Source organism: Parabacteroides sp. TM07-1AC (assembly GCF_003480915.1).
GTDB classification, from domain to species: domain Bacteria; phylum Bacteroidota; class Bacteroidia; order Bacteroidales; family Tannerellaceae; genus Parabacteroides; species Parabacteroides chongii.
Map to the genome: position 1 here is coordinate 19,932 of NZ_QUKD01000001.1, position 20,846 is coordinate 40,777.

The window sequence follows — 20,846 nt, forward strand, 5'->3', positions numbered from 1 at the left end:
ATAGGTGTTTCTAATGAAAACATACTCTCTTTTTAACTTTTTGACCTTGGTCGAAAATGTATTTGACCCAGGCCAAAAACATGTTTGACCAAGGTGAAAAATGTATTCGACCTGGGTCGAATATATAAAATGTCAGGTACTTTGGCTTAAAAAGTATTGTGCCTTACATTATAACATTACCTATTTATCAGAACAAATCGCAATGAATAAGATTTTTACTCTTATACTATGCCTGTGCTGTGTCTTTACGACTGCATGGGCTGATGATGCTCCGTCGCTGAACCCGTCGGATGCCAATATCGTAGGACATATATTGGACAAGAAAACAGGGGAGCATCTTTCTTTTATTAATGTATTCCTGAAAGGAACAACGATCGGTACGTCGACCGATGCAACCGGTCATTATTATCTGAAAAACCTGCCTGAAGGCAAGTTTACACTGGTGATGAAAACATTGGGTTTTAAAACTGTTGAGAAACCTGTTACTTTAAAGAAAGGAAAAACACTGGAAATAAATTTCGATGCGGAAGAAGACCTGGTGGCATTAGACGGGGTGGTCGTATCGGCAAACCGTAATGAGACAACGCGCCGTCTGGCTCCTTCGCTTGTGAATGTGCTCGACTCGAAAACCTTTGAAACAACGCATGCCACTTCCCTGGCGGACGGACTGAACTTCCAGCCGGGTGTACGTGTGGAAAACAACTGTCAGAATTGCGGATTCCAGCAAGTTCGTATCAACGGACTAGAAGGTCCTTACACGCAGATACTGGTGGATAGCCGTCCGATATTCAGTGCGCTGACCGGTGTATACGGGCTGGAGCAGATTCCGGCGAATATGATCGAGCGGGTGGAGATCATGCGTGGGGGAGGTTCTGCCTTGTTCGGTTCTTCCGCTATTGCCGGTACAATCAATATCATTACAAAGGAACCTTTGAGAAATTCCGCACAGATATCCCATTCACTAACAATGGTCGGCAGCGACCGTCCGGACAATAACACGACCATTAATGCTTCGCTGGTGACTGACGACCATAAGGCAGGTATCTATATGTTCGGGCAGAACCGTTACCGCGGTGCTTACGATCATGATGGCGACGGCTTTACCGAATTAGGTAAACTGAATGCCCGTACGCTGGGCTTCCGATCTTATCTGAAGACGAGCATGTATTCGAAGCTGACTTTCGAATATCATAATATCAATGAATACCGTCGTGGCGGTAACTTATTGGACCTGCCTCCCCATGAAGCGGATATCGCCGAACAGACAGAGCATAATATCAATGGCGGCGGTTTGAAATTCGACCTCTTTTCGAAAGATTATAAACATCGTTTGAACGTGTACACTTCAGCCCAGCATACACAGAGAAGCAGTTATTACGGTGCCGAAAAGAATCCGAATGCATACGGAAGTACGACCGATATGACCTTTGTGGGTGGTGCGCAGTATTCATACGAATGGGACAAATGCCTGTTCATGCCGGCTGAATTTACCGGCGGTGCTGAATATAACTATGATGATTTGCAGGATAAGATGCTGGGTTATCATCGTACGATCGAGCAGACTGTACATATCGGAAGTGTGTTCCTGCAAAACGAATGGAAGAATGAGAAATGGAGCTTTCTTGTCGGAGCCCGTATGGATAAACATAACCTGATCGATCATGCCATATTCAGCCCGCGTGCCAATGTGCGTTTCAATCCGATCAGCGATGTGAATCTGCGTATGTCGTATTCAAGCGGTTTCCGTGCGCCGCAGGCATTCGATGAGGATTTGCATATCACGGCTGTAGGTGGTGATGTGGCTATCATACAGATATCTCCGGACCTGAAAGAGGAAAATTCGCAGAGTGTAAGTCTTTCTGCTGATTTCTATCGCCGTTTCGGTCCGGTTCAGACCAATTTTCTGATAGAAGGTTTCTATACGGATTTACGAAATGTATTCATTTTGGAAGAGATTGGCCGTGATGATGATAACAACCTGCTGATGGAACGGCGCAACGGGAAAGGTGCCCGTGTAATGGGTATTAACCTGGAAGCAAAGGCGGTATATTCATGGATGCAGATACAGGCGGGTGCAACAATTCAGCGTAGCCGTTACAAAGAGCCGGAAAGCTGGAGCGAGAATAAAAACCTGGTACCTCAGAAGAAGATGTTCCGTTCGCCGGATGTGTATGGTTATTTTACCTCTTCATTTACTCCGGTAAAACGCTTTACCGCTTCGTTGACCGGAACGTATACCGGAAGTATGCTGGTGCAGCACCTGGCAGGCTATATTCCGGAAGACAGGGAGGAGACGACGAAGGATTTCTTTGATCTGAATGTGAAAGTGGCCTACGATTTCCCTCTCTACAAGTCTGTTACTTTGCAGGTGAATGCGGGTGTTCAGAATATCTTTAACTCTTATCAGGATGACTTTGACAAGGGGCCCCAGCGTGATGCCGGATATATCTATGGTCCCGGTATTCCGCGCAGTTATTTTATCGGATGTAAGATCAGTTATTGACAGGCTGATATAAAATATTCGGGAAAGCCCGGTAGAAGTTCCTTGCTTTTACCGGGCTTTATGTTTACTTTAGCGGCAATTTAATAAATCTGATATAACATGAATTTAAGTGATCCCAAGGATTGTCTGTATTGCACGAACAATCAGACATTACACGATCTGATGATCGAAATAGCTCCTTTATCCGTATCCAGACTGTTTCTTTTCAAGGAACAAACTTACTATGGACGTTGCCTGGTTTCTTACAAGGACCATGTACATGATCTGAATATGTTAAGCGATGAGGACAGGAATGCGTTTATGGCGGATGTGGTAAAGGTAACACGTGCCATGCAGAAGGTTTTCAATCCACAAAAAATAAATTACGGTGCTTATTCCGATAAACTTTCTCATCTTCATTTCCACCTGGCTCCTAAATATGAGGATGGTCCCGACTTCGGAGGAACGTTCATAATGAACCCTCAAAAGGTCTATTTGTCGGATCAGGAATATGAAGGAATGATTGCGAAGTTAAAGGATGCGTTGGTATAAAAATAAAAACAAAAGGAAAGCTGCCGGGCTTTCCTTTGTTGTTTATTTTAGTTGTTCAATAAAGCTTTTTGGATTCTGGCTGTTAGGCCAAATGCAAACAATGTAGATTGTCTTTTTTTCTACATAGTAAAGGATTTTATGGTTTCTATGTTCGACAAAGGAACGATAATTTCTTTTACATGTTTCGGTTTCCGGTTCATAAGATCCCATATTGGGATTTAATGCCAGCAAGTCTACGGTTTCTAAAATGCCATTAATGAATTTATCCGCAGCTCTAAGTCCCATTTCTTTTTTGTACCAGGCATAAATTGTTCGAGCTTGTTTTCTTGCTGTGCGTTTCCATGCAATAACTAAAGATTCCTCCATGAAGCGACAGCTTTTCGCATTTCATCTTGTGTGTAATAGACAGAATCTTCCTCTGCCAACCTAAGACTTTCCATCTTTTCTTCATGGGACAACGGGTGCATGGCACTTTCTATCTCTTCATCGGTAACGAAGTCTATCTCGTCAACAGTTACTCTACGGGATATTTTATATTTGTTAGATGCAATCCGTTTGATATACTTCTTTACTCTCTCGATACTTTCTGTGTCAAGGTTGATAATTTCGTTGAACAGTTCCAGGTGTTCACCCTGTAATTCCATTACTTTCATATGTTTGCTCCTTTCGGTTTTGATGAAGTACAAATGTATTTATTTTTTTGATAAGAACAATGAAATAACTCTTTTCTTTCAGGGGGCAGTGGTCACATGGCAATTATACTTGGTGAAGCGAAACCTTACGGAGCGGATCTTGATCCGCTCCGGTATAATAGTGGCGATATCCATGCGACCTGAACCATGTCGCTCCCGGATAATCTAACCTTTCAAACTTTTATTTATTTCATCAATATAATTGAGAATTTCTTCTCGACCCTCTTTTTTCTCGGAAGAGGATAGGAGGATAGGAGGTAGTTCTTCCCAGCTTTCCAGTAATTTATCCTGATAGGCCTTTAGGTTCTCCTTCAGACGTCCTTTGCTTATTTTGTCGATCTTGGTGAAGATGATTGAGAAAGGTACGCCATTTTCTCCCAGCCATTCCATAAACTCCAGGTCGATCTTTTGTGCTTCGTGACGGCAGTCGAGTAACACAAAGAGATTGGTTAGTTGTTCGCGTTCCAGTATATAATCTTCAATAATCCGCTGGATATTCTCCCGTCCTTCTTTGCCGCGCTGGGCAAAACCGTAACCGGGAAGGTCGACCAGAAACCAGTTGTTGTTGATTATAAAATGATTGATAAGCAAAGTCTTTCCCGGCTTCTGTGAAGTCATCGCCAAACCTTTCTTACCTGTCAGCATATTGATAAGGGAGGATTTGCCAACATTGCTTCGCCCGATAAAGGCATACTCCGGAAAGTTACCTGCGGGGCATTTCTTTACGTCTGTGTTACTGATAACAAATTCTGCACTTTTGATTTCCATATTCTTACGTTTTTATTGTTTTGTGTTTGACTGAAGCCGCCCATAGTCCGAAGAATGTGATTGCTCCGTTCAGCATCAGCATTTCATAACCGAAGGCGTAGCTTGTATGTTGTTTCACCAGCTGATCCGTCGTAAAACAGATCAGCGGTGAGAAGATACATATATAAGGAACATATTTGTCGCGCGGATGTTTTTTAGTGAACAGGCCAAAGACAAATAATCCCAGTAAAGGACCGTACGTATAGGAAGCGATCATATAGATGGCGTCGATTACGCTACGACTGTTTACCGCCTTAAAGATAAGGATAATCAGGGTAAATAAGACAGAAATAAGCAAATGGCTCATCAGGCGGGTACGCTTTGCCCGTGTCGCTTCTTCTTTTTCCACACCCAGGATATCGACGCAGAATGAAGTGGTCAGCGCTGTTAATGCCGAATCTGCACTGCTGAATGCCGCCGCTATGATACCGATCGTAAAGAAGATCAGGATGGAATGTCCCAATATACCGGAAGTACAGAACATCGGCAGGATATCGTCGTTCAGTACCGGCAATTCAATATGCTGCTGTGAGGCAAGGCTCAGCAACAATACGCCGAGAGCTAGAAACAGGAAGTTGACCGGTGTAAAGGCAAAGCCATAGGTATACATATTCTTTTGTGCATCTTTCAGACTTTTGCAGGAAAGGTTCTTTTGCATCATATCCTGATCGAGTCCGGTCATGACAATAGTGATAAAGATACCGCTGAAAAACTGTTTTACGAAATGTTGCGTACTATGCCAGTCGTCGAACTCAAAAATACGGAAATGCGGACTCTCGGTCAGTGTCCGTACCATACCGCCCATATCGAGCTCCATAGCGTCTTTCACTTTCCATATAATAACGACCAGCATGGCAACCAGGCAAAGCGCCTGTAGCGTATCGGTCCAGATAATCGTCTTTATGCCGCTGCGATACGTATATAGCCATACCAGGAAAATGCTGATAATGACAGTTACCCAAAAAGGGATATTCCAGGTACTGAATACGTAATGCTGCAGGATCAGAACAACCAGGTAAAGCCGTGCCGCCGCCCCGACAATCTTCGAAAGCAGGAAGAAAGACGCTCCAGTCTTATAACTTCTCCGCCCGATACGGTCTCCGAGATACGAATAGATCGATGTCAGTTGAAGTTTATAATAAAGAGGCAACAGAACTTGGGCTATGAGTATGTATCCGAAGAAAAAGCCGAAAACCGTCTGCATATACGTCATGTCTATGCTACGGACCATTCCCGGGACGGAGACGAAAGTCACGCCGGAAAGCGATGTCCCGATCATTCCGATGGAAACGATATACCACGGCGATTTGCGGTTACCCAGAAAGAAGGCATCATTACTTGTACTTTTTCTACCCGTAATCCAGGCAATCAGCAACAGTATGCCAAAATAAACGGCAATTATAGAAAGGATGATATAGCTGTTCATTAACCGGTATTTAATTAAGTAGAGCAGGGGCGTCTGATCCCTGGTCGAACGTTCGGATACAAAGATAATAACATTTTATCGGCATTTTCCCCCGTTTTGTGGGGAAAATACCCTTATTAATCTATTTTCCTTGTTTAGTTGCAGAGTTATTTATTCCTTTGTATTCAGTTAGAGCTCGTGAGAGTAAAGACAACCCGGCTACCTTTAGGTGCCGGGAAAGATAGGTAAACACAGAAAAAGGCCGCTATCGTGAGATTAGCGACCTTTTTAGCTTTTAACAGGTTCATTCGAAATCCGGAAAGGAGCTAATATCTTTTTTCTATCGTCGCTCCCCGGAAATAATGAGCCAGTATTTCCGTATAAGAATATCCTTGTTCACCCATGACTGCCGCACCGATCTGGCAAAGTCCCACACCATGTCCCCAGCCTGCCCCTGTTAGTACGAAACGCTGTGGAATGCTAGCATGCATATCCTCTTTGTCTACCACAAAAGCCGAACTGTACAGGTGAGTCTCCGACAAAGTCCGCCGTATTTCCAGTTCCTTGCCGATGGTATATATACGGCGTGTACCTACGATCCGTAACTTTTCGATGCGTCCGGAAGTCCCTCTTTCCAAAGGAATCAGGTCCAGTATCTCGCCGAAGTCGATGCCGCTCTTTCGGTGGATCAGTTCGGCAAGTTCTTCCTGTGTATAGGTCACTTTCCAACGGTAGAAGTTGGTTGTTTCCTGGTCGTAATTGTTCAGTACCTGGCTCAATATCTTTTTATCCGTTGTGTTGCAAAATGCATCGGGCGTGTTGCGTATCCACATTTCAGCTTCGACCGGATCGGTCAGATCGGGAAAGGAAGTCTCGCGGCTGTCGCGCACGGCTGTCAGATAGGAGTGAGGAACAGGTTCCCAGCAATGTTCGAACTGCTCGGTCACGCCTCCGCAACATTTAGAGAAGCGGGTATCGCAAATCGACTCGCCGTCGGTCAGTATTTCGCCGCGGGTTTCGTGGATCACCTCTTTCACTATCGGAGTGGAAGCACGGGTGATACCCTGGTAACGCTGGCAGTGATCGTCGGCACAGACATCGAACATATGATGGTCTTCACGATCGTACCAACGAACCAGTTGTTCGTGGTCGTGTTCACAACTCTTGTATTTATCCGGAGCATTTCCCAGGCGGAACGTCTTTTCTATCTGCGCCAGCAGCCAGCTGCGGGAGATTACGGCATGAGCTTTCAACAACTCTTTCGAAGCTGTGGCACTCATTTCCGACGAGATCACGCTGGTAAGATATTCTTCCACGTCGATACTGTTGATCACAACGATCCCCTCATTTCCCGCAACCAGGTTAAGCGCCCCTTTGAAGCGCTGATCTTCCTGTCTTTGCCAGTGAAAATCAACTCCGATCGTGACGGCCTTCAGATCGAACGATGATTCGGGCGAAGCCGGTTCAAAGAACAGTTCCTTGTACAGCTTGCCGTTGTATACAATATTTCCGTTGACGAACAACGCCCGTTGTTCTCCCGTTAGAAAAGAGCTGCTCTCCGTATGGATATATTCTCCGTTGAATACGAACGAGAGCGCCTTCTCCGTCATAATCCCAACATTAACTAGCGGTGCATCCATTATTTATATTATTCTTTTTTCGCTTTCATAGAGCTTATCGCCAGGTAAGCCATCAATGCAATATACATAAGAACAGCCAGAGGTTCGGCAAAGTTCCCTTCCAGCCATTTTTCATTCACCAGGTTGATGCCCCCGAAACGCAGTGCTGCGCTGATAACACCCATCAAGGCTCCGCCGGCAATGAATCCGGAAGCAAGCAATGTCCCTTTTTCAAGACGAGCGGTGTTCAATGCTTTGTCCTTACTCCGGCTTCCTACATACCAGCTGATAGCTCCGCCGATCAGCAGCGGTGTATTCAGTTCCATCGGAATGAACATACCCAATGCGAAGGCGAGTGCCGGAATCTTGCAGAAATTCAGAATGATAGCCAATACAGCCCCGATGCCATACAATACCCAGGGAGCCCCCGAACCACTCATCAACGGTTCGATAACGGCTGCCATCGCATTTGCCTGAGGAGCTGCCAGCTGTCCGGTGGTAAACCCGTAAGTTTGGTTCAGGATCAGGATAACGCCGCCTACGGTAGCTGCAGAAACCAGCGTACCGAGGAATTTCCAGGTTTGCTGTTTAGCCGGTGTACTTCCCAGCCAGTAACCGATTTTCAGGTCGGTAATGAAACCTCCCGCCATGGAAAGTGCCGTACATACCACACCTCCGATGATTAGTGCCGACACCATACCGGCTGTCCCTTTTAGTCCGGCGGCAACCAGGATGATCGACGACAGGATCAATGTCATCAATGTCATTCCCGAAACCGGATTGGTTCCGACAATAGCGATCGCATTGGCGGCAACGGTCGTAAACAGGAAAGCGATAATCCCAACGATCAGCAGACCGATCAGCGCATAATACCAGTTATCCAGTACACCGAAATGGAAGAATAAATAGGTCACGATCAGCGTCGCGAAGATACCGATCGAAATGATCTTCATGGATAAATCTTTCTGTGTGCGTATGGTTTCCGTATCGGCTTCCGTATTTTTTCCTTTCAGTTCTTTGGCGGCAAGTCCTACGGCTCCCCGGATAATTCCCCAGGAATTGATAATACCGATCACACCGGCTGTGGCGATACCCCCGATACCGATATGACGGGCATAAGTCGTAAAGATTTGTTCGGCACTCATGCTTCCGACTGTAGCCGTGATCGCATCGTTACCTAATGTCAGTACGTCTGCACCGAAAAAGACAGACATCAACGGAATGATCACCAGCCAGACCAGGAATGAACCGGCACAGATGATCATGGAATATTTCAGTCCGATAATATAGCCGAGGCCCAATACGGCAGCTCCTGTGTTTACTTTCAATACGACCTTAGCCTTGTCTGCCAGCATTTCACCGGCGCTGACGATCCGTGTGCTTATCGTTTCGCTCCACCATCCGAATGTGGCGATGATAAAATCATATAAACCTCCGATCAGTCCTGCCATGATAAGCGGCTTTGCCTGGTTTCCGCCTTTTTCACCGGAAACGAGTACCTGTGTGGTTGCTGTCGCTTCCGGGAACGGATATTTACCGTGCATGTCCGAAACGAAATATTTCCGGAAAGGAATCAGCAACAGGATACCGAGGATACCGCCCAACAACGAGCTCATGAATACTTCAAAAAAGTTGATGGTGATTTCCGGATATTTATCCTGTAGGATGTATAAGGCGGGAAGAGTAAAAATAGCTCCGGCTACGATCACGCCGCTACAAGCTCCGATAGACTGGATAATTACATTTTCCCCTAATGCATTCTTTCTTTTGAAACCGCTCGACAGTCCGACGGCAATGATGGCGATCGGTATGGCGGCTTCGAATACCTGTCCGACTTTCAACCCTAGATAAGCAGCTGCCGCACTGAATATCACAGCCATCACAAGTCCCCAGAATACAGACCAGGGTGTCACTTCTTTGTACTGTTTATTGGGTGACATGATAGGGTTATATACTTCTCCTTCTTTGAGTTCTCTATAGGCATTTTCCGGTAGCCCGCTTACCTTTTCTTCATCTTCCTTTTTCACTGTGAGTATTATTTTTAGTTAGATTTAATCCGTTACTTACAAGATTACAAAGCTAGGTTATTTCTTTTAATGCACAAAAGAAATTTACTTCTGATAAATTTCTTTCGTTGCGATAGGGGTTTTGAATTTATTCGTGTCTTATCGATATAATCATAAAATAAAAGAGAATGAAAAAATTAGTACTTTGTATTTGTTTATTACCAGTTATTAGTTTTGCCCAGCAAACATCGGGGCATTTTTTGAAAGTATTTAACCGGACAACACAAACCGTTTCATCGTTAAGGATGTCGAATACAGCCTTGGATTCGACATATACTTATCAGGGGAGTGATAGTAAGTTGACGGATATCGCCTATTATACTTATGATGAATCCGGTAGAAAAATAAAAATGGAAACGAAGTCTGCTTATAGTTCTGATGGTGACCTGAGCCTTTCCTCGAAAACAGAATATATTTATCCTGAAAACATTGGAAATACTTCTTATGAAACGGAAGAAAGAGTCTATTCCTATAAAGACGGGGAGTGGATGCCGGTTTATAAAACTTTCAATACTTATAATGCTTCTGCTATCCAAACGGCAATGAGAAGCTACCGGAATGAAAATGGTGAATGGGTAAAAGACTGGATTTGGGCGACTGTTGAGTCTGACGATAAAGGAAATCCTCTGGTTGTGATGGATACTACTTTTCATGCGGATGGAAGTCTTGAAATTTACAAAATGGATGCGGTTTATAGTGATGGCGGTCTTGTTTTAGGCGGAACTAATTATGATTGGAGTGAAGAATTGAAGGATTGGATCCCTTCACAAAAGGCACAACTAACCTATGACGATCAGGGCAATGTAATCAGTCAATATACTGAATTTATGGAAGATGGTGAGTGGATCTTTGGTTTTGAATATACGTATCAATATGATGAGCATCGGAATATGATACGTGAAACGGATAAGGAAAACGATGGCTTTACTTTCTATATTCGGTTCCAAAACTTCTATTCCGACAATACGATTACGCATAATGAAACTATACGAGTTGATCGTGATTATAAGATCGCAGTGAATTCTTCTTCCCGCACCCTGGAATTTGATTTAGGAGATATTGAGGAAGGAAAGGTAAGTGTTATAAATGCATCCGGTGCTATTGTCCGTCGGGCAACAGTTCGTAACAGTCAGCATAGCATTCCGCTAAACACTCTTGCTTCCGGTTTTTACATAATTCATATTTATACCTCTCAGGGAGAACAGTCCCGCCGGGTAATTATTCGATAATATAGAATTCTATCTACAGAGGATAATGGAAGATTTGTACCATAATATATGAGAACTGATTCTTATATATTATGGTACTATCTTCTTGTAATATATGATACTGATCGCTTCTCTGCAGAAGTTTTCAGTTCTTTCTTATTCTTTTTCCTGTTTTTTATGCAGGCTTCTCAGTTCGAAAGAGAGCATTACGCGGAAGATACCGATGATAAGCAGTGCATAAGCGATCATGTAAACAAGCGTGAAGACGCCTAAGCCCGGTTGCCATATGATGGCGATGCTACAGATAATAGCCAGGATTCCGAATGCCATATACCAACCCCAGTTTCCGGTTCCGAACCGTTTCAGGTCCATGGCGTAACCGGTGGAAGAGAAACCTCTGAACATCAGCCAGAATGCTAGAATAAACGGCAGGACAGTCATGCTCAACCCCGGACTTGCCATCAGGTAAATACCCAGTATCAGGTCGATAATACCGCCCGCCAGATACCAGCCCCAACTGGAAATATGCTTCCGGTTGGATACGGCAAAAAGGATTTCAAGCGTACCGCTTACGAACATAGCGACGCTGAACAGGATGCTTAAAGCGACATAACTTGCCATTGGTGTAAACATCAGGCATATGGCAATCAGGATATATAATAATCCCAGTAAAAGTGAAACCCACCAGTTTTTTACGGCGGAACTAATTCTTTCGTCAAATGTATTCATATCAAGTTATTATTAAAATTATTTCTACTGTAACAAGAGGGTAGAATGAAAGGTTGCAATGATGCATGCAAATATGACTTCTTTTATCTTTCATCATCTTTCAAAAAACTTATTTTATATACATTATAAACGGTTATACAGCAGAATGCCTTATTCCCTTTAAACACATCGGAAAGAGGTCTTTTGCGGATAAGGACAAATCGAATATTTTATATACATTTGTACCCTATATTTAATAATTTAAAAGTCTGAACCTATGAAAGGAATAGTACTGGCCGGAGGCTCCGGTACCCGTTTGTACCCGATTACGAAAGGTGTGTCGAAGCAATTATTGCCAATTTATGATAAACCGATGATCTATTATCCGATCTCTGTCCTGATGCTTGCCGGGATACGGGAGATACTGATCATTTCCACCCCGCAGGATTTACCGGGATTCCGACGGCTGCTGGGAGATGGTTCGGATTACGGCGTGCATTTCGAATATGCCGAACAACCTTCGCCCGACGGACTGGCACAAGCTTTTATCATAGGGGATAAATTCATTGGAAATGACTCTGTTTGCCTGGTGTTGGGCGACAATATCTTTTACGGACAGAGCTTTACGGCTATGTTAAAAGAGGCCGTTAACAATGTGGAGAACGAACAAAAAGCGACTGTGTTCGGTTACTACGTCAACGATCCGGAACGCTATGGTGTCGCCGAATTTGATACTGACGGAAATGTGCTGAGCATTGAAGAAAAACCTCAGTCTCCCAAGTCGAATTATGCTGTTGTCGGACTCTATTTTTATCCGAATAAAGTAGTCGGAGTGGCGAAACAGATTCAGCCGTCGGCTCGCGGAGAACTGGAGATCACGACAGTGAATCAGGAATTTCTGAAAGACGGCGAACTGAAAGTACAGTTGTTGGGACGCGGTTTTGCATGGCTCGATACCGGCACGCACGATTCTCTGTCGGAAGCCTCCACTTTCGTGGAAGTGATCGAGAAACGCCAGGGGTTGAAGGTGGCCTGCCTGGAAGAAATTGCTTACCGGAGAGGTTGGATCGATGACGCGAAGCTGAAAGCAACAGCAGCTCCGATGGTTAAAAACCAGTACGGTCAATATTTATTGAAATTGATAAAGGAATGAATAAAGACAGTAAAATATTTGTAGCGGGACATCGGGGACTGGTCGGTTCGGCCATCCTGAAGAACCTGAAACAGAAAGGGTATACAAACTTTATTTTGCGCACCCATGCTGAACTGGACCTGACGGACCAGCGTGCGGTGAATGATTTCTTTGCCACTGAGAAGCCGGAATATGTCTTCCTGTCGGCAGCCCATGTAGGAGGTATCATGGCGAACAGCCTGTATCGTGCAGATTTTATTTATATCAATCTGATGATACAGAATAATGTGATCCATGCTTCTTATATGAATAATGTAAAGAAGTTGTTGTTTTTGGGAAGTACCTGTATCTATCCGCGTGAAGCCCCGCAGCCGATGCCGGAAGATTGTTTGCTGACATCTCCGCTGGAATATACCAACGAACCGTATGCGATCGCAAAGATTGCCGGTATAAAGATGTGCGAAAGTTATAACCTGCAATATGGAACGAACTATATAGCCGTGATGCCGACCAACCTCTATGGTCCGAATGATAACTTTAATCTTGAAACTTCGCATGTACTTCCTGCCATGATTCGTAAAATCCATCTCGCCAAATGTCTTCATTCGGGTGATTGGGAGGCTTTGTGTAAGGATTTAAATACCCGTCCGGTAGAAGGAATATCGGGGAATGCCCCGGAGAAAGAGATCCTGACAATTCTGGAAAAATACGGTATTTACCCCGGAAAAGTGCAGCTATGGGGTACGGGAAAACCTCTTCGCGAATTTTTATGGAGTGAAGAAATGGCGGATGCATCTGTCTATGTCATGGAGCATATTGATTTCTCCGATGTACGTCCGGAAGGAAACGAAGTGCGTAATACCCATATTAATATAGGTACGGGAAAGGAATTATCCATCCGGGAAGTAGCCATGTTGATACAGGATACGGTCGGCTTCAAAGGTGAACTTGCTTTTGATGCATCCAAACCCGACGGGACGTTGCGGAAGCTTACGGATGTAAGCAAGTTGCATGCATTGGGCTGGCATCATCAGATCGAAATCAATGAAGGCGTAGAGCTTTTATATAATTGGTATTTAAACAAACAATAATAAACATCGTATTTAATGAGTAAAGTTGCTTTAATAACGGGTATAACAGGGCAGGATGGCGCTTATCTGGCAGAATATCTTGTGAAAAAAGGATATACGGTACATGGTATCAAGCGTCGTTCATCCATGTTCAATACGGATCGTATCGATCACCTGTATCAGGATCCACATGTCGAGAACCGGAATCTGATCCTTCATTACGGTGATCTGACCGACAGTCTGAATCTGACCCGTATTATTGGCGAAGTACAGCCGGATGAAATATACAACCTGGCTGCCATGAGCCATGTGAAAGTAAGTTTCGATACGCCGGAATATACAGCTAATGCCGACGGGTTAGGCGTTCTGCGTATTCTGGAAGCTGTCCGCCTTTTGAATCTGATTCCTAAAACCCGTATTTACCAGGCTTCCACTTCTGAGTTATACGGGCTGGTTCAGGAAGTTCCTCAGAAAGAAACAACGCCTTTTTACCCCAGAAGTCCGTATGCCGTAGCCAAACTATATGGTTACTGGATTACGGTCAACTACCGCGAAGCCTATAAGATGCATGCCTCGAACGGTATTTTATTCAACCATGAATCACCTCTTCGCGGAGAAACTTTTGTGACTCGTAAAGTAACCCGGGCTGTGTCGCGTATCGCTTTGGGAATGCAGGACAAAGTTTATATGGGTAATTTATCTTCCAAACGCGACTGGGGACATGCTAAAGATTATGTACGCGCGATGCATGCCATTCTTCAGCAGGATGAACCTTCTGATTATGTAATAGCTACTGGAATTACGACGACTATTCGTGATTTTATCCTGAAAGCATTTAAAGAAATAGGCGTTGAAATTATTTTCAAAGGGGAAAATGTTAATGAGGTCGCAGTATTAAACTATATTGACGAAAAAATGTTTATAGAGAAAGTAGGTGAGGCTTATCTCGAACATTTTAAAGGACGAATGGGTGAGGAAGTTGTTGGTATTGACCCTCAATACTTTCGTCCGACCGAGGTAGACCTGCTTATCGGGGATGCAACCAAGGCTCGTGCCCGCTTGGGATGGGAGCCGAAATACACCCTTGATGCTCTGATTCAGGATATGATGCAAAATGATATTAAGCTGATGAAAAAAGAATCTTACCTGAAAGAAGGTGGATATAAAATTCTGAATTATTTTGAATAAATTAAGAACAAAATGTAGATTAATTTTGTTTTAGTTAAAAAAAGAGTTAATTTTGCTCTATATTTGAGCGTTATCTAAGGTAATTGATTGTTTAATTAAAATGTTGATGAATATGAAGACTAAAGTATTACTTTTAGCTTTGTTGTCAGGTTTTGTTTTCTCTGTGTCTGCACAGGAATTTAAACCACAAGTTGGTTTTAGTACTGAAAAAGGTTATAAGACAAATTTCAAGAAAAACAAAGCTGGCGACAATTGGTTTATTTCTGTTGCCGGTGGTGCAAGTATTTTGTTAGGTGACCAAAATAATAAAGCGGATTTTGGAAACCGTCTGAATTTTGCTCCACAGTTCTCATTTGGTAAATGGTTCAATCCGTATCTGGCTTTCCGTACTCAGTTGAACGGAGGTATCCTTCACGGATTTGAAGGTAACAATGCAGAGTTTATGCAGCATAACAAATATGCAGCAGCTCATGTAGACTTGTTATGGGATGTTACCAATTTTTGGGGTGTATATAATGAAAAAAGAGTATTCCGTTTGATTCCTTGGGTAGGTTTCGGTTATGCACAGCGTTTCGAAAACCAGGGTCGTGCAAGAACAGAATCTCCTACATTGAATGCAGGTATCCTTACTGCTTTCCGTTTAAGCAAACGTGTTGACTTGAACGTGGAAGTTCAGGGCTCTTTGCTGAACGAACAGTTCAACCGTGTTAATATGTTCCACCTGACTGACGGTATCGCTCAGTTAAGTGCTGGTTTGACATTCAAACTGGGTAAAACTGATTTCGAAGTATTGGAACCGATGGATTACGCATTGTTGAACGACCTGAACAATCAGATCAATTCACTGCGTGCTGCTAATGATGAATTGAGCAAACGTCCGGAATCCTGTCCTGAATGCGAAGAAGTTGTAACGAATGTAGTTAATAACTATGTAGACAATGTAGTTTACTTCCGTCTGAACAGTGCTAAGATCGATAAGAATCAGCAGATCAATATTTACAATACTGCTGAGTTTGTAAAAGAAAACAATGCTCCTATCAAGGTGATCGGTTATGCAGACAAGAAGACAGGAACAAGCTCATATAATATGCAGCTTTCTGAAAAACGTGCAAAAGCTGTAGCTAAAGAGTTAATTGAAAAATATGGTGTTTCTTCTGAACAGATCTCGATCGAATACAGAGGCTCAGACGAACAGCCGTACAGCGAAAACAACTGGAACCGTGTTGTTATCATGCGTGCAAACAATTAATTAATTTCGATTATATCCTAAAAAGGCTGCACATTATGTTGTGCAGCCTTTTTTTTGCACGGAATATTCATTACTTTTGTGGAATTTTAGAACACAGTTATGGAATTCGACAAAAAACATGGTTACCTTATCCAATGGCTGATAGGAATAGGAGATTTGTTAGTATTAAACCTATTGTTCTTCGCTGTTTATAATGGATTAGATATATTATATACAAAAGCGCTGTCTTATAGTTTAAGAGAGGTGGTGCTTTTGTTGAATTTTTGCTATTTCTTTTCTCTTTATTTTGTTCCCATGCAATTGCATGTGGCTGTTGTTTTTATCGATAAAATCGTCCAAAGGGCCTTTGCGCTGGTTTCCATATTGGTATTTTTATTTGCTACCTGTCTGATATTTTTAAATATAGGCGATGCTCTGGCTACTTTCCTGATTGTGTATTATCTTATAACGATTGTCATTTTTGCACTTTGGCGTGTGTTGGTTCGTGTTACGTTGAAGATGTATCGTAGGAAAGGGCATAATTTCAAGAAAATTATTATTGTCGGTGCCGGAAAGAACGGTATGGAATTGTATCGGGTCATGAAAGATGATCTTTCTTATGGATTCCATGTGATGGGTTTTTTCGATGATAATTTATCTTTACAGAGTGTTTTGCCCAATTATTTGGGTATGACTCATGAAGTGGAGGATTATGTACTTGCTAATGATATAGACGAGATTTATTGTACTTTGCCGGGAACACAGGATGAAAAGATCCTGCGGATTATCAATTTTGCGGAAAAGCATATGATTCGCTTTTACATCGTTCCCGAGTTCTACAGGAATATCAAGAAGAGTCTTGTGATGGAAATAATGGAGTCTATTCCGTTATTGGCGATTCGTCGCGAACCGTTGCAGGCTGCTTATAATCGTGCATTAAAAAGATCCTTTGATATTGTTTTTTCATTGGGAGTTCTGTTGACTGTTTATCCGGTATTATATATCATTGTCGGAGCATTGATAAAAATAACTTCTCCGGGACCGATCTTTTTTAAACAGAAAAGGACTGGTCTGTACGGGCAGGAGTTTGAGTGCTATAAATTCCGTACTATGCGGGTAAATTCCGATGCGGATAAATTGCAGGCGGTAAAAGACGATCCCCGTAAAACGCGTGTCGGAGACTTTCTGCGCCGTACAAACCTGGATGAATTTCCGCAGTTTATCAATGTACTGAGAGGGGAAATGTCGGTAGTCGGTCCCCGTCCTCATATGCTGAAGCATACCGAACAGTATTCGGCTCTTATCGATAAATATATGGTGCGTCATTTGGTGAAGCCGGGGGTTACAGGATGGGCGCAGGTAACCGGTTATCGCGGAGAAACAAAGACATTGGAACAGATGGAAGGCCGTGTCAAAAGAGATGTGTGGTACATCGAGAACTGGTCGTTTTTCCTGGATCTGAAGATCATTGTGGTGACGGTTTTGAATATGTCGAAAGGAGAAAAGAATGCTTATTAAATTTATAAATTGCACACTTTTTGTGTATTTGTGTAATATAAATCCATATTTGTGCTATCTTTGCAACCGATGGGAAGGATACTAGCAATTGATTATGGTCGGAAACGGACCGGAATAGCAGTTACGGACACCTTGCAAATGATTGCAAACGGGTTGACGACAGTGCCGAGTGGTGAACTTGTTTCCTGGTTGTCAGCTTATGTGTCAAAGGAACCGGTTGAACTGTTTGTGGTCGGCCAGCCGAAACAGATGAATAATGAACCTTCGGAAAATATGAAGTATGTGGAAGCATTCGTTACACATCTGAAACGGACAATTCCGGATATCCCGGTTGAATATTACGATGAACGTTTTACATCTGTCCTGGCGCATAAAGCCATGCTGGACGGAGGTTTGAAGAAGAAAAAAAGACAGGATAAAGGGTTGGTGGATGAAATCAGTGCCGTTATTATCCTGCAATCATATTTAGAAAATAAAAAATATCAGTTATAGTTTATGATTTTACCAGTATATTTATATGGACAGCCCGTATTAAGAAAAGAGGCTGAAGATGTACCCAAAGATTATCCGGATTTAAAGCAGTTAGTAGCAAATATGTTCGACACGATGTATAATGCCGATGGAGTAGGTTTGGCCGCTCCTCAGGTTGGTCTGTCGCTCCGTTTGCTGGTGATCGATGCTGATGTAATGGGAGATGATTTCCCCGAATGCAAAGGTTTCAAGCGTGCCATGATCAATCCGGACATTGTAGAACGTAGTGAAGAAGAAATTTCCATGGAAGAAGGTTGTTTAAGCCTGCCGGGCGTACATGAAAAAGTATCCCGTGCCAGCAAGATCCGTGTGAAATATCTGGATGAAAACCTGGAAGAACATGACGAAGTGGTCGATGGTTTTGCAGCCCGTGTTGTACAGCATGAATGCGAGCACCTGGAAGGTCATGTCTTCATCGACAATGTGTCGGCTATCCGCCGCCAGTTGAATAAAGGAAAACTAAATAGTATTATTAAAGGGACTGCTCGTTGTTCGTACAGAGCAAAAGCTGTCGGTAAATAATAAAAATCTATTAAATAATATGACAGATTTAAGTAAAAACATTCAGGCCCTCAGGGAGAAGAAAGCCGTCGTTGAGATGGGTGGAGGCGAAGCTGCTATCGAAAAGCAGATCGCGATGGGTAAATTGACTGCCCGTGATCGTATTCTTTCCTTGCTGGACAAGAACTCTTTTCATGAGTACGATTTGTTTGTAAAGCATGATGGCCGCGACTTCGGAATGGATAAGAAAGACTTTCCGGGTGATGGTGTAGTTACAGGTACGGGTACTATTTTCGGTGCTCCGGTATGTATCTATGCACAGGACTTCACTGTTGCCGGTGGTTCATTAGGTTTGCAACATGCTCGCAAGATCACAAAGATCATGGATCATGCACTGAAGATGAAATGTCCGATCATCGGTATCAATGACTCGGGTGGTGCACGTATTCAGGAAGGTGTTGGCGCTTTGGCCGGATATGGTGAAATATTCTATAGAAATACAATCGCATCAGGTGTTATCCCTCAGATCTCGTTGATCCTGGGACCGTGTGCCGGTGGTGCCGTTTATTCTCCTGCCTTGACAGACTTCGTGTTCGTGGTAGAAAACATCTCCAAGATGTTCATCACCGGTCCGAATGTGATCAAGACTGTTTTGGGCGAAGACATCTCTATGGAAGACCTGGGTGGTGCCCGTGTTCATGCTGAAACAACAGGTAACGCTCATTTCTATGCCTTGAGCGAACAGGAATGTTTCGAACAGGTTAAACGTCTGGTAAGCTTTATCCCCTGGAACAACCAGCAGCGTGCCAAGACTGTTGAACCGAAAGAACCGACAGCTATGTTGAACATCGAAGAAGTGGTTCCTGCCGATCCTAAGCAGCCGTACGATGTACGCGATGTGATCAAATGTATTGTCGATGATTCTGACTTCCTCGAAGTTCAGGAATTGTGGGCTGCCAATATCGTAGTCGGCTTTGGCCGTATGGCAGGCGAGACGGTCGGTTTCGTAGCTAACCAGCCGATGGTACTGGCGGGTGTATTGGATTGCGACAGTGCCGATAAAGCTGCTCGCTTCATCCGTTTCTGCGACTCATTCAATATTCCTATTATTACATTGGAAGATATGCCGGGTTATCTGCCGGGCGTAGACCAGGAACATGCCGGTGTGATCCGTCACGGAGCGAAGGTACTGTATGCTTATTCTGAAGCTACTGTTCCTAAGATCACAGTGATTTTACGTAAGGCTTACGGTGGTGGTTATATCGCTATGAACTCACGTCACCTGGGTGCTGACTTTATGTTCGCATGGCCGAGTGCAGAGATCGCTGTTATGGGACCGGAAGGTGCAGCAAACATTATCTTCCGTAAGGAAATCATGGAAGCTGAAGACCAGAATGCAATGCGTCAGGAAAAAGTAAAAGAGTATATTGAGAAGTTTGCTAATCCTTATGTGGCTGCTTCAAAAGGATTTATTGATTCTGTTATCGAGCCGAAAGAAACACGCGCGTTGTTGCTCCACGCTCTGAAACTTTCTATTTTGAAAGAGGAATACAGACCGGCTAAAAAGCACGGAATCCCTCCGTTCTAATTAAATCCGTACATATACTTTTGGAAAATATGGAAAATAAAGAAAATGAATATGTAGATTTTGTAGTTACCGCCCGTAAATACAAAACGCTGCTGACAGAGAAATATAAGAACCGTAAGATGTGGCATAAGCCCTTCGTCGGTGATGTGATTTCCAATCTTCCGGGAACCATCGTGAAGATTTATGTGGAGCAGGGCCAGGAAGTTGAAGCCGGCCAGTTGCTTCTCATTCATCAGGCGATGAAGATGTACAACCGGATCGTAGCTCCGATATCCGGAGTGATCACCGAGTTGGATGTAAAGGAAGGCGATAAGATCACAAAAGATCATTTGATGGTTAAAATACAGCCGAAGTAAGCAACGGCTATATTTGAATAAGTGAAAGGAGCTGCGTCAAAAAAAATTGATGCAGCTCCTTTTCTGTATGATTCTGTATAGACATATCACCTTTTAAGATACTTTTAGCTCCGAACCTTTTAACATTCGTCCGAATTGCTTATTTTTGTTCGCTGAACAAAGAGGGGTGTCGAAAGTCCGTTGAAATCTTTTGAC

19 protein-coding genes are annotated in these 20,846 nt (G+C 43.4%); 12 read left to right on the top strand and 7 right to left on the bottom strand.

Annotation, left to right across the window (positions count from 1 at the left end):
* Positions 1 to 202: 202 nt before the first annotated feature.
* Together DXD68_RS00080 and DXD68_RS00085 are read left to right on the top strand one after the other, a co-directional pair.
* Positions 203 to 2,503: a TonB-dependent receptor gene (locus DXD68_RS00080; protein WP_122359745.1), complete on the top strand. Its 2,301-nt coding sequence runs from the start codon at positions 203 to 205 to the stop codon at positions 2,501 to 2,503.
* 99 nt (positions 2,504 to 2,602) lie between these two features.
* Entirely contained in the window at positions 2,603 to 3,034 is a 432-nt protein-coding gene (locus DXD68_RS00085) for an HIT family protein (RefSeq protein ID WP_122359746.1), read from the top strand.
* Between the two features lie 42 nt (positions 3,035 to 3,076).
* Here DXD68_RS00085 and DXD68_RS00090 read toward each other — a convergent pair whose 3' ends face one another.
* From DXD68_RS00090 to DXD68_RS00115, 6 genes are all read right to left on the bottom strand, one after another.
* The gene (locus DXD68_RS00090; RefSeq protein WP_122359747.1) at positions 3,077 to 3,400 is read right to left on the bottom strand and encodes a type II toxin-antitoxin system RelE/ParE family toxin; all 324 of its coding nucleotides are present in this window, start codon (positions 3,398 to 3,400) and stop codon (positions 3,077 to 3,079) included.
* On the bottom strand, positions 3,385 to 3,687 hold the full coding sequence (locus DXD68_RS00095) for a hypothetical protein (protein ID WP_233576948.1): 303 nt from the start codon (positions 3,685 to 3,687) through the stop codon (positions 3,385 to 3,387). The genes DXD68_RS00090 and DXD68_RS00095 overlap by 16 nt, the downstream gene beginning before the upstream one ends.
* Positions 3,688 to 3,891: 204 nt before the next feature.
* The gene (gene yihA, locus DXD68_RS00100) at positions 3,892 to 4,494 is read right to left on the bottom strand and encodes a ribosome biogenesis GTP-binding protein YihA/YsxC (protein WP_122359748.1); all 603 of its coding nucleotides are present in this window, start codon (positions 4,492 to 4,494) and stop codon (positions 3,892 to 3,894) included.
* Positions 4,495 to 4,498: 4 nt separating this feature from the next.
* On the bottom strand, positions 4,499 to 5,959 hold the full coding sequence (locus tag DXD68_RS00105) for a sodium:solute symporter (protein WP_122359749.1): 1,461 nt from the start codon (positions 5,957 to 5,959) through the stop codon (positions 4,499 to 4,501).
* 305 nt (positions 5,960 to 6,264) lie between these two features.
* A complete protein-coding gene (locus DXD68_RS00110) occupies positions 6,265 to 7,578 on the bottom strand; it encodes a SpoIID/LytB domain-containing protein (protein WP_122359750.1) in 1,314 nt (437 codons plus the stop codon).
* Positions 7,579 to 7,586: 8 nt separating this feature from the next.
* Entirely contained in the window at positions 7,587 to 9,584 is a 1,998-nt protein-coding gene (locus DXD68_RS00115; protein WP_122359751.1) for an OPT family oligopeptide transporter, read from the bottom strand.
* Positions 9,585 to 9,751: 167 nt separating this feature from the next.
* On the opposite strand from DXD68_RS00115, the gene DXD68_RS00120 reads away from it, so the two are divergent.
* The gene (locus DXD68_RS00120) at positions 9,752 to 10,852 is read left to right on the top strand and encodes a T9SS type A sorting domain-containing protein (protein ID WP_122359752.1); all 1,101 of its coding nucleotides are present in this window, start codon (positions 9,752 to 9,754) and stop codon (positions 10,850 to 10,852) included.
* 135 nt (positions 10,853 to 10,987) lie between these two features.
* Here DXD68_RS00120 and DXD68_RS00125 read toward each other — a convergent pair whose 3' ends face one another.
* Complete coding sequence (locus tag DXD68_RS00125; RefSeq protein ID WP_122359753.1) at positions 10,988 to 11,560, bottom strand: HdeD family acid-resistance protein; 573 nt, start codon at positions 11,558 to 11,560, stop codon at positions 10,988 to 10,990.
* Between the two features lie 256 nt (positions 11,561 to 11,816).
* Between DXD68_RS00125 and rfbA the strand changes: the two genes are divergently transcribed.
* From rfbA to DXD68_RS00170, 9 genes are all read left to right on the top strand, one after another.
* On the top strand, positions 11,817 to 12,692 hold the full coding sequence (gene rfbA, locus DXD68_RS00130) for a glucose-1-phosphate thymidylyltransferase RfbA (RefSeq protein WP_122359754.1): 876 nt from the start codon (positions 11,817 to 11,819) through the stop codon (positions 12,690 to 12,692).
* The gene (locus tag DXD68_RS00135; RefSeq protein WP_122359755.1) at positions 12,689 to 13,762 is read left to right on the top strand and encodes a GDP-L-fucose synthase family protein; all 1,074 of its coding nucleotides are present in this window, start codon (positions 12,689 to 12,691) and stop codon (positions 13,760 to 13,762) included. Before rfbA ends, DXD68_RS00135 begins: the two co-directional genes overlap by 4 nt.
* Positions 13,763 to 13,777: 15 nt before the next feature.
* The gene (gene gmd / locus DXD68_RS00140; RefSeq protein ID WP_122359756.1) at positions 13,778 to 14,929 is read left to right on the top strand and encodes a GDP-mannose 4,6-dehydratase; all 1,152 of its coding nucleotides are present in this window, start codon (positions 13,778 to 13,780) and stop codon (positions 14,927 to 14,929) included.
* Positions 14,930 to 15,041: 112 nt separating this feature from the next.
* Positions 15,042 to 16,178 (top strand): OmpA family protein, encoded by a 1,137-nt coding sequence (locus tag DXD68_RS00145; protein WP_122360470.1) that lies wholly within the window; start codon positions 15,042 to 15,044, stop codon positions 16,176 to 16,178.
* 99 nt (positions 16,179 to 16,277) lie between these two features.
* On the top strand, positions 16,278 to 17,675 hold the full coding sequence (locus DXD68_RS00150; RefSeq protein WP_122359757.1) for an undecaprenyl-phosphate glucose phosphotransferase: 1,398 nt from the start codon (positions 16,278 to 16,280) through the stop codon (positions 17,673 to 17,675).
* 69 nt (positions 17,676 to 17,744) lie between these two features.
* Positions 17,745 to 18,167, top strand: coding sequence for a Holliday junction resolvase RuvX (ruvX, locus tag DXD68_RS00155; protein WP_122359758.1), 423 nt, complete (start codon positions 17,745 to 17,747; stop codon positions 18,165 to 18,167).
* A 3-nt stretch (positions 18,168 to 18,170) separates the two neighbouring features.
* Positions 18,171 to 18,728 (top strand): peptide deformylase, encoded by a 558-nt coding sequence (gene def / locus DXD68_RS00160; RefSeq protein WP_122359759.1) that lies wholly within the window; start codon positions 18,171 to 18,173, stop codon positions 18,726 to 18,728.
* A 19-nt stretch (positions 18,729 to 18,747) separates the two neighbouring features.
* Complete coding sequence (locus DXD68_RS00165; RefSeq protein WP_122359760.1) at positions 18,748 to 20,295, top strand: acyl-CoA carboxylase subunit beta; 1,548 nt, start codon at positions 18,748 to 18,750, stop codon at positions 20,293 to 20,295.
* A 29-nt stretch (positions 20,296 to 20,324) separates the two neighbouring features.
* Complete coding sequence (locus tag DXD68_RS00170) at positions 20,325 to 20,651, top strand: acetyl-CoA carboxylase biotin carboxyl carrier protein subunit (RefSeq protein WP_122359761.1); 327 nt, start codon at positions 20,325 to 20,327, stop codon at positions 20,649 to 20,651.
* Positions 20,652 to 20,846 lie beyond the last annotated feature (195 nt).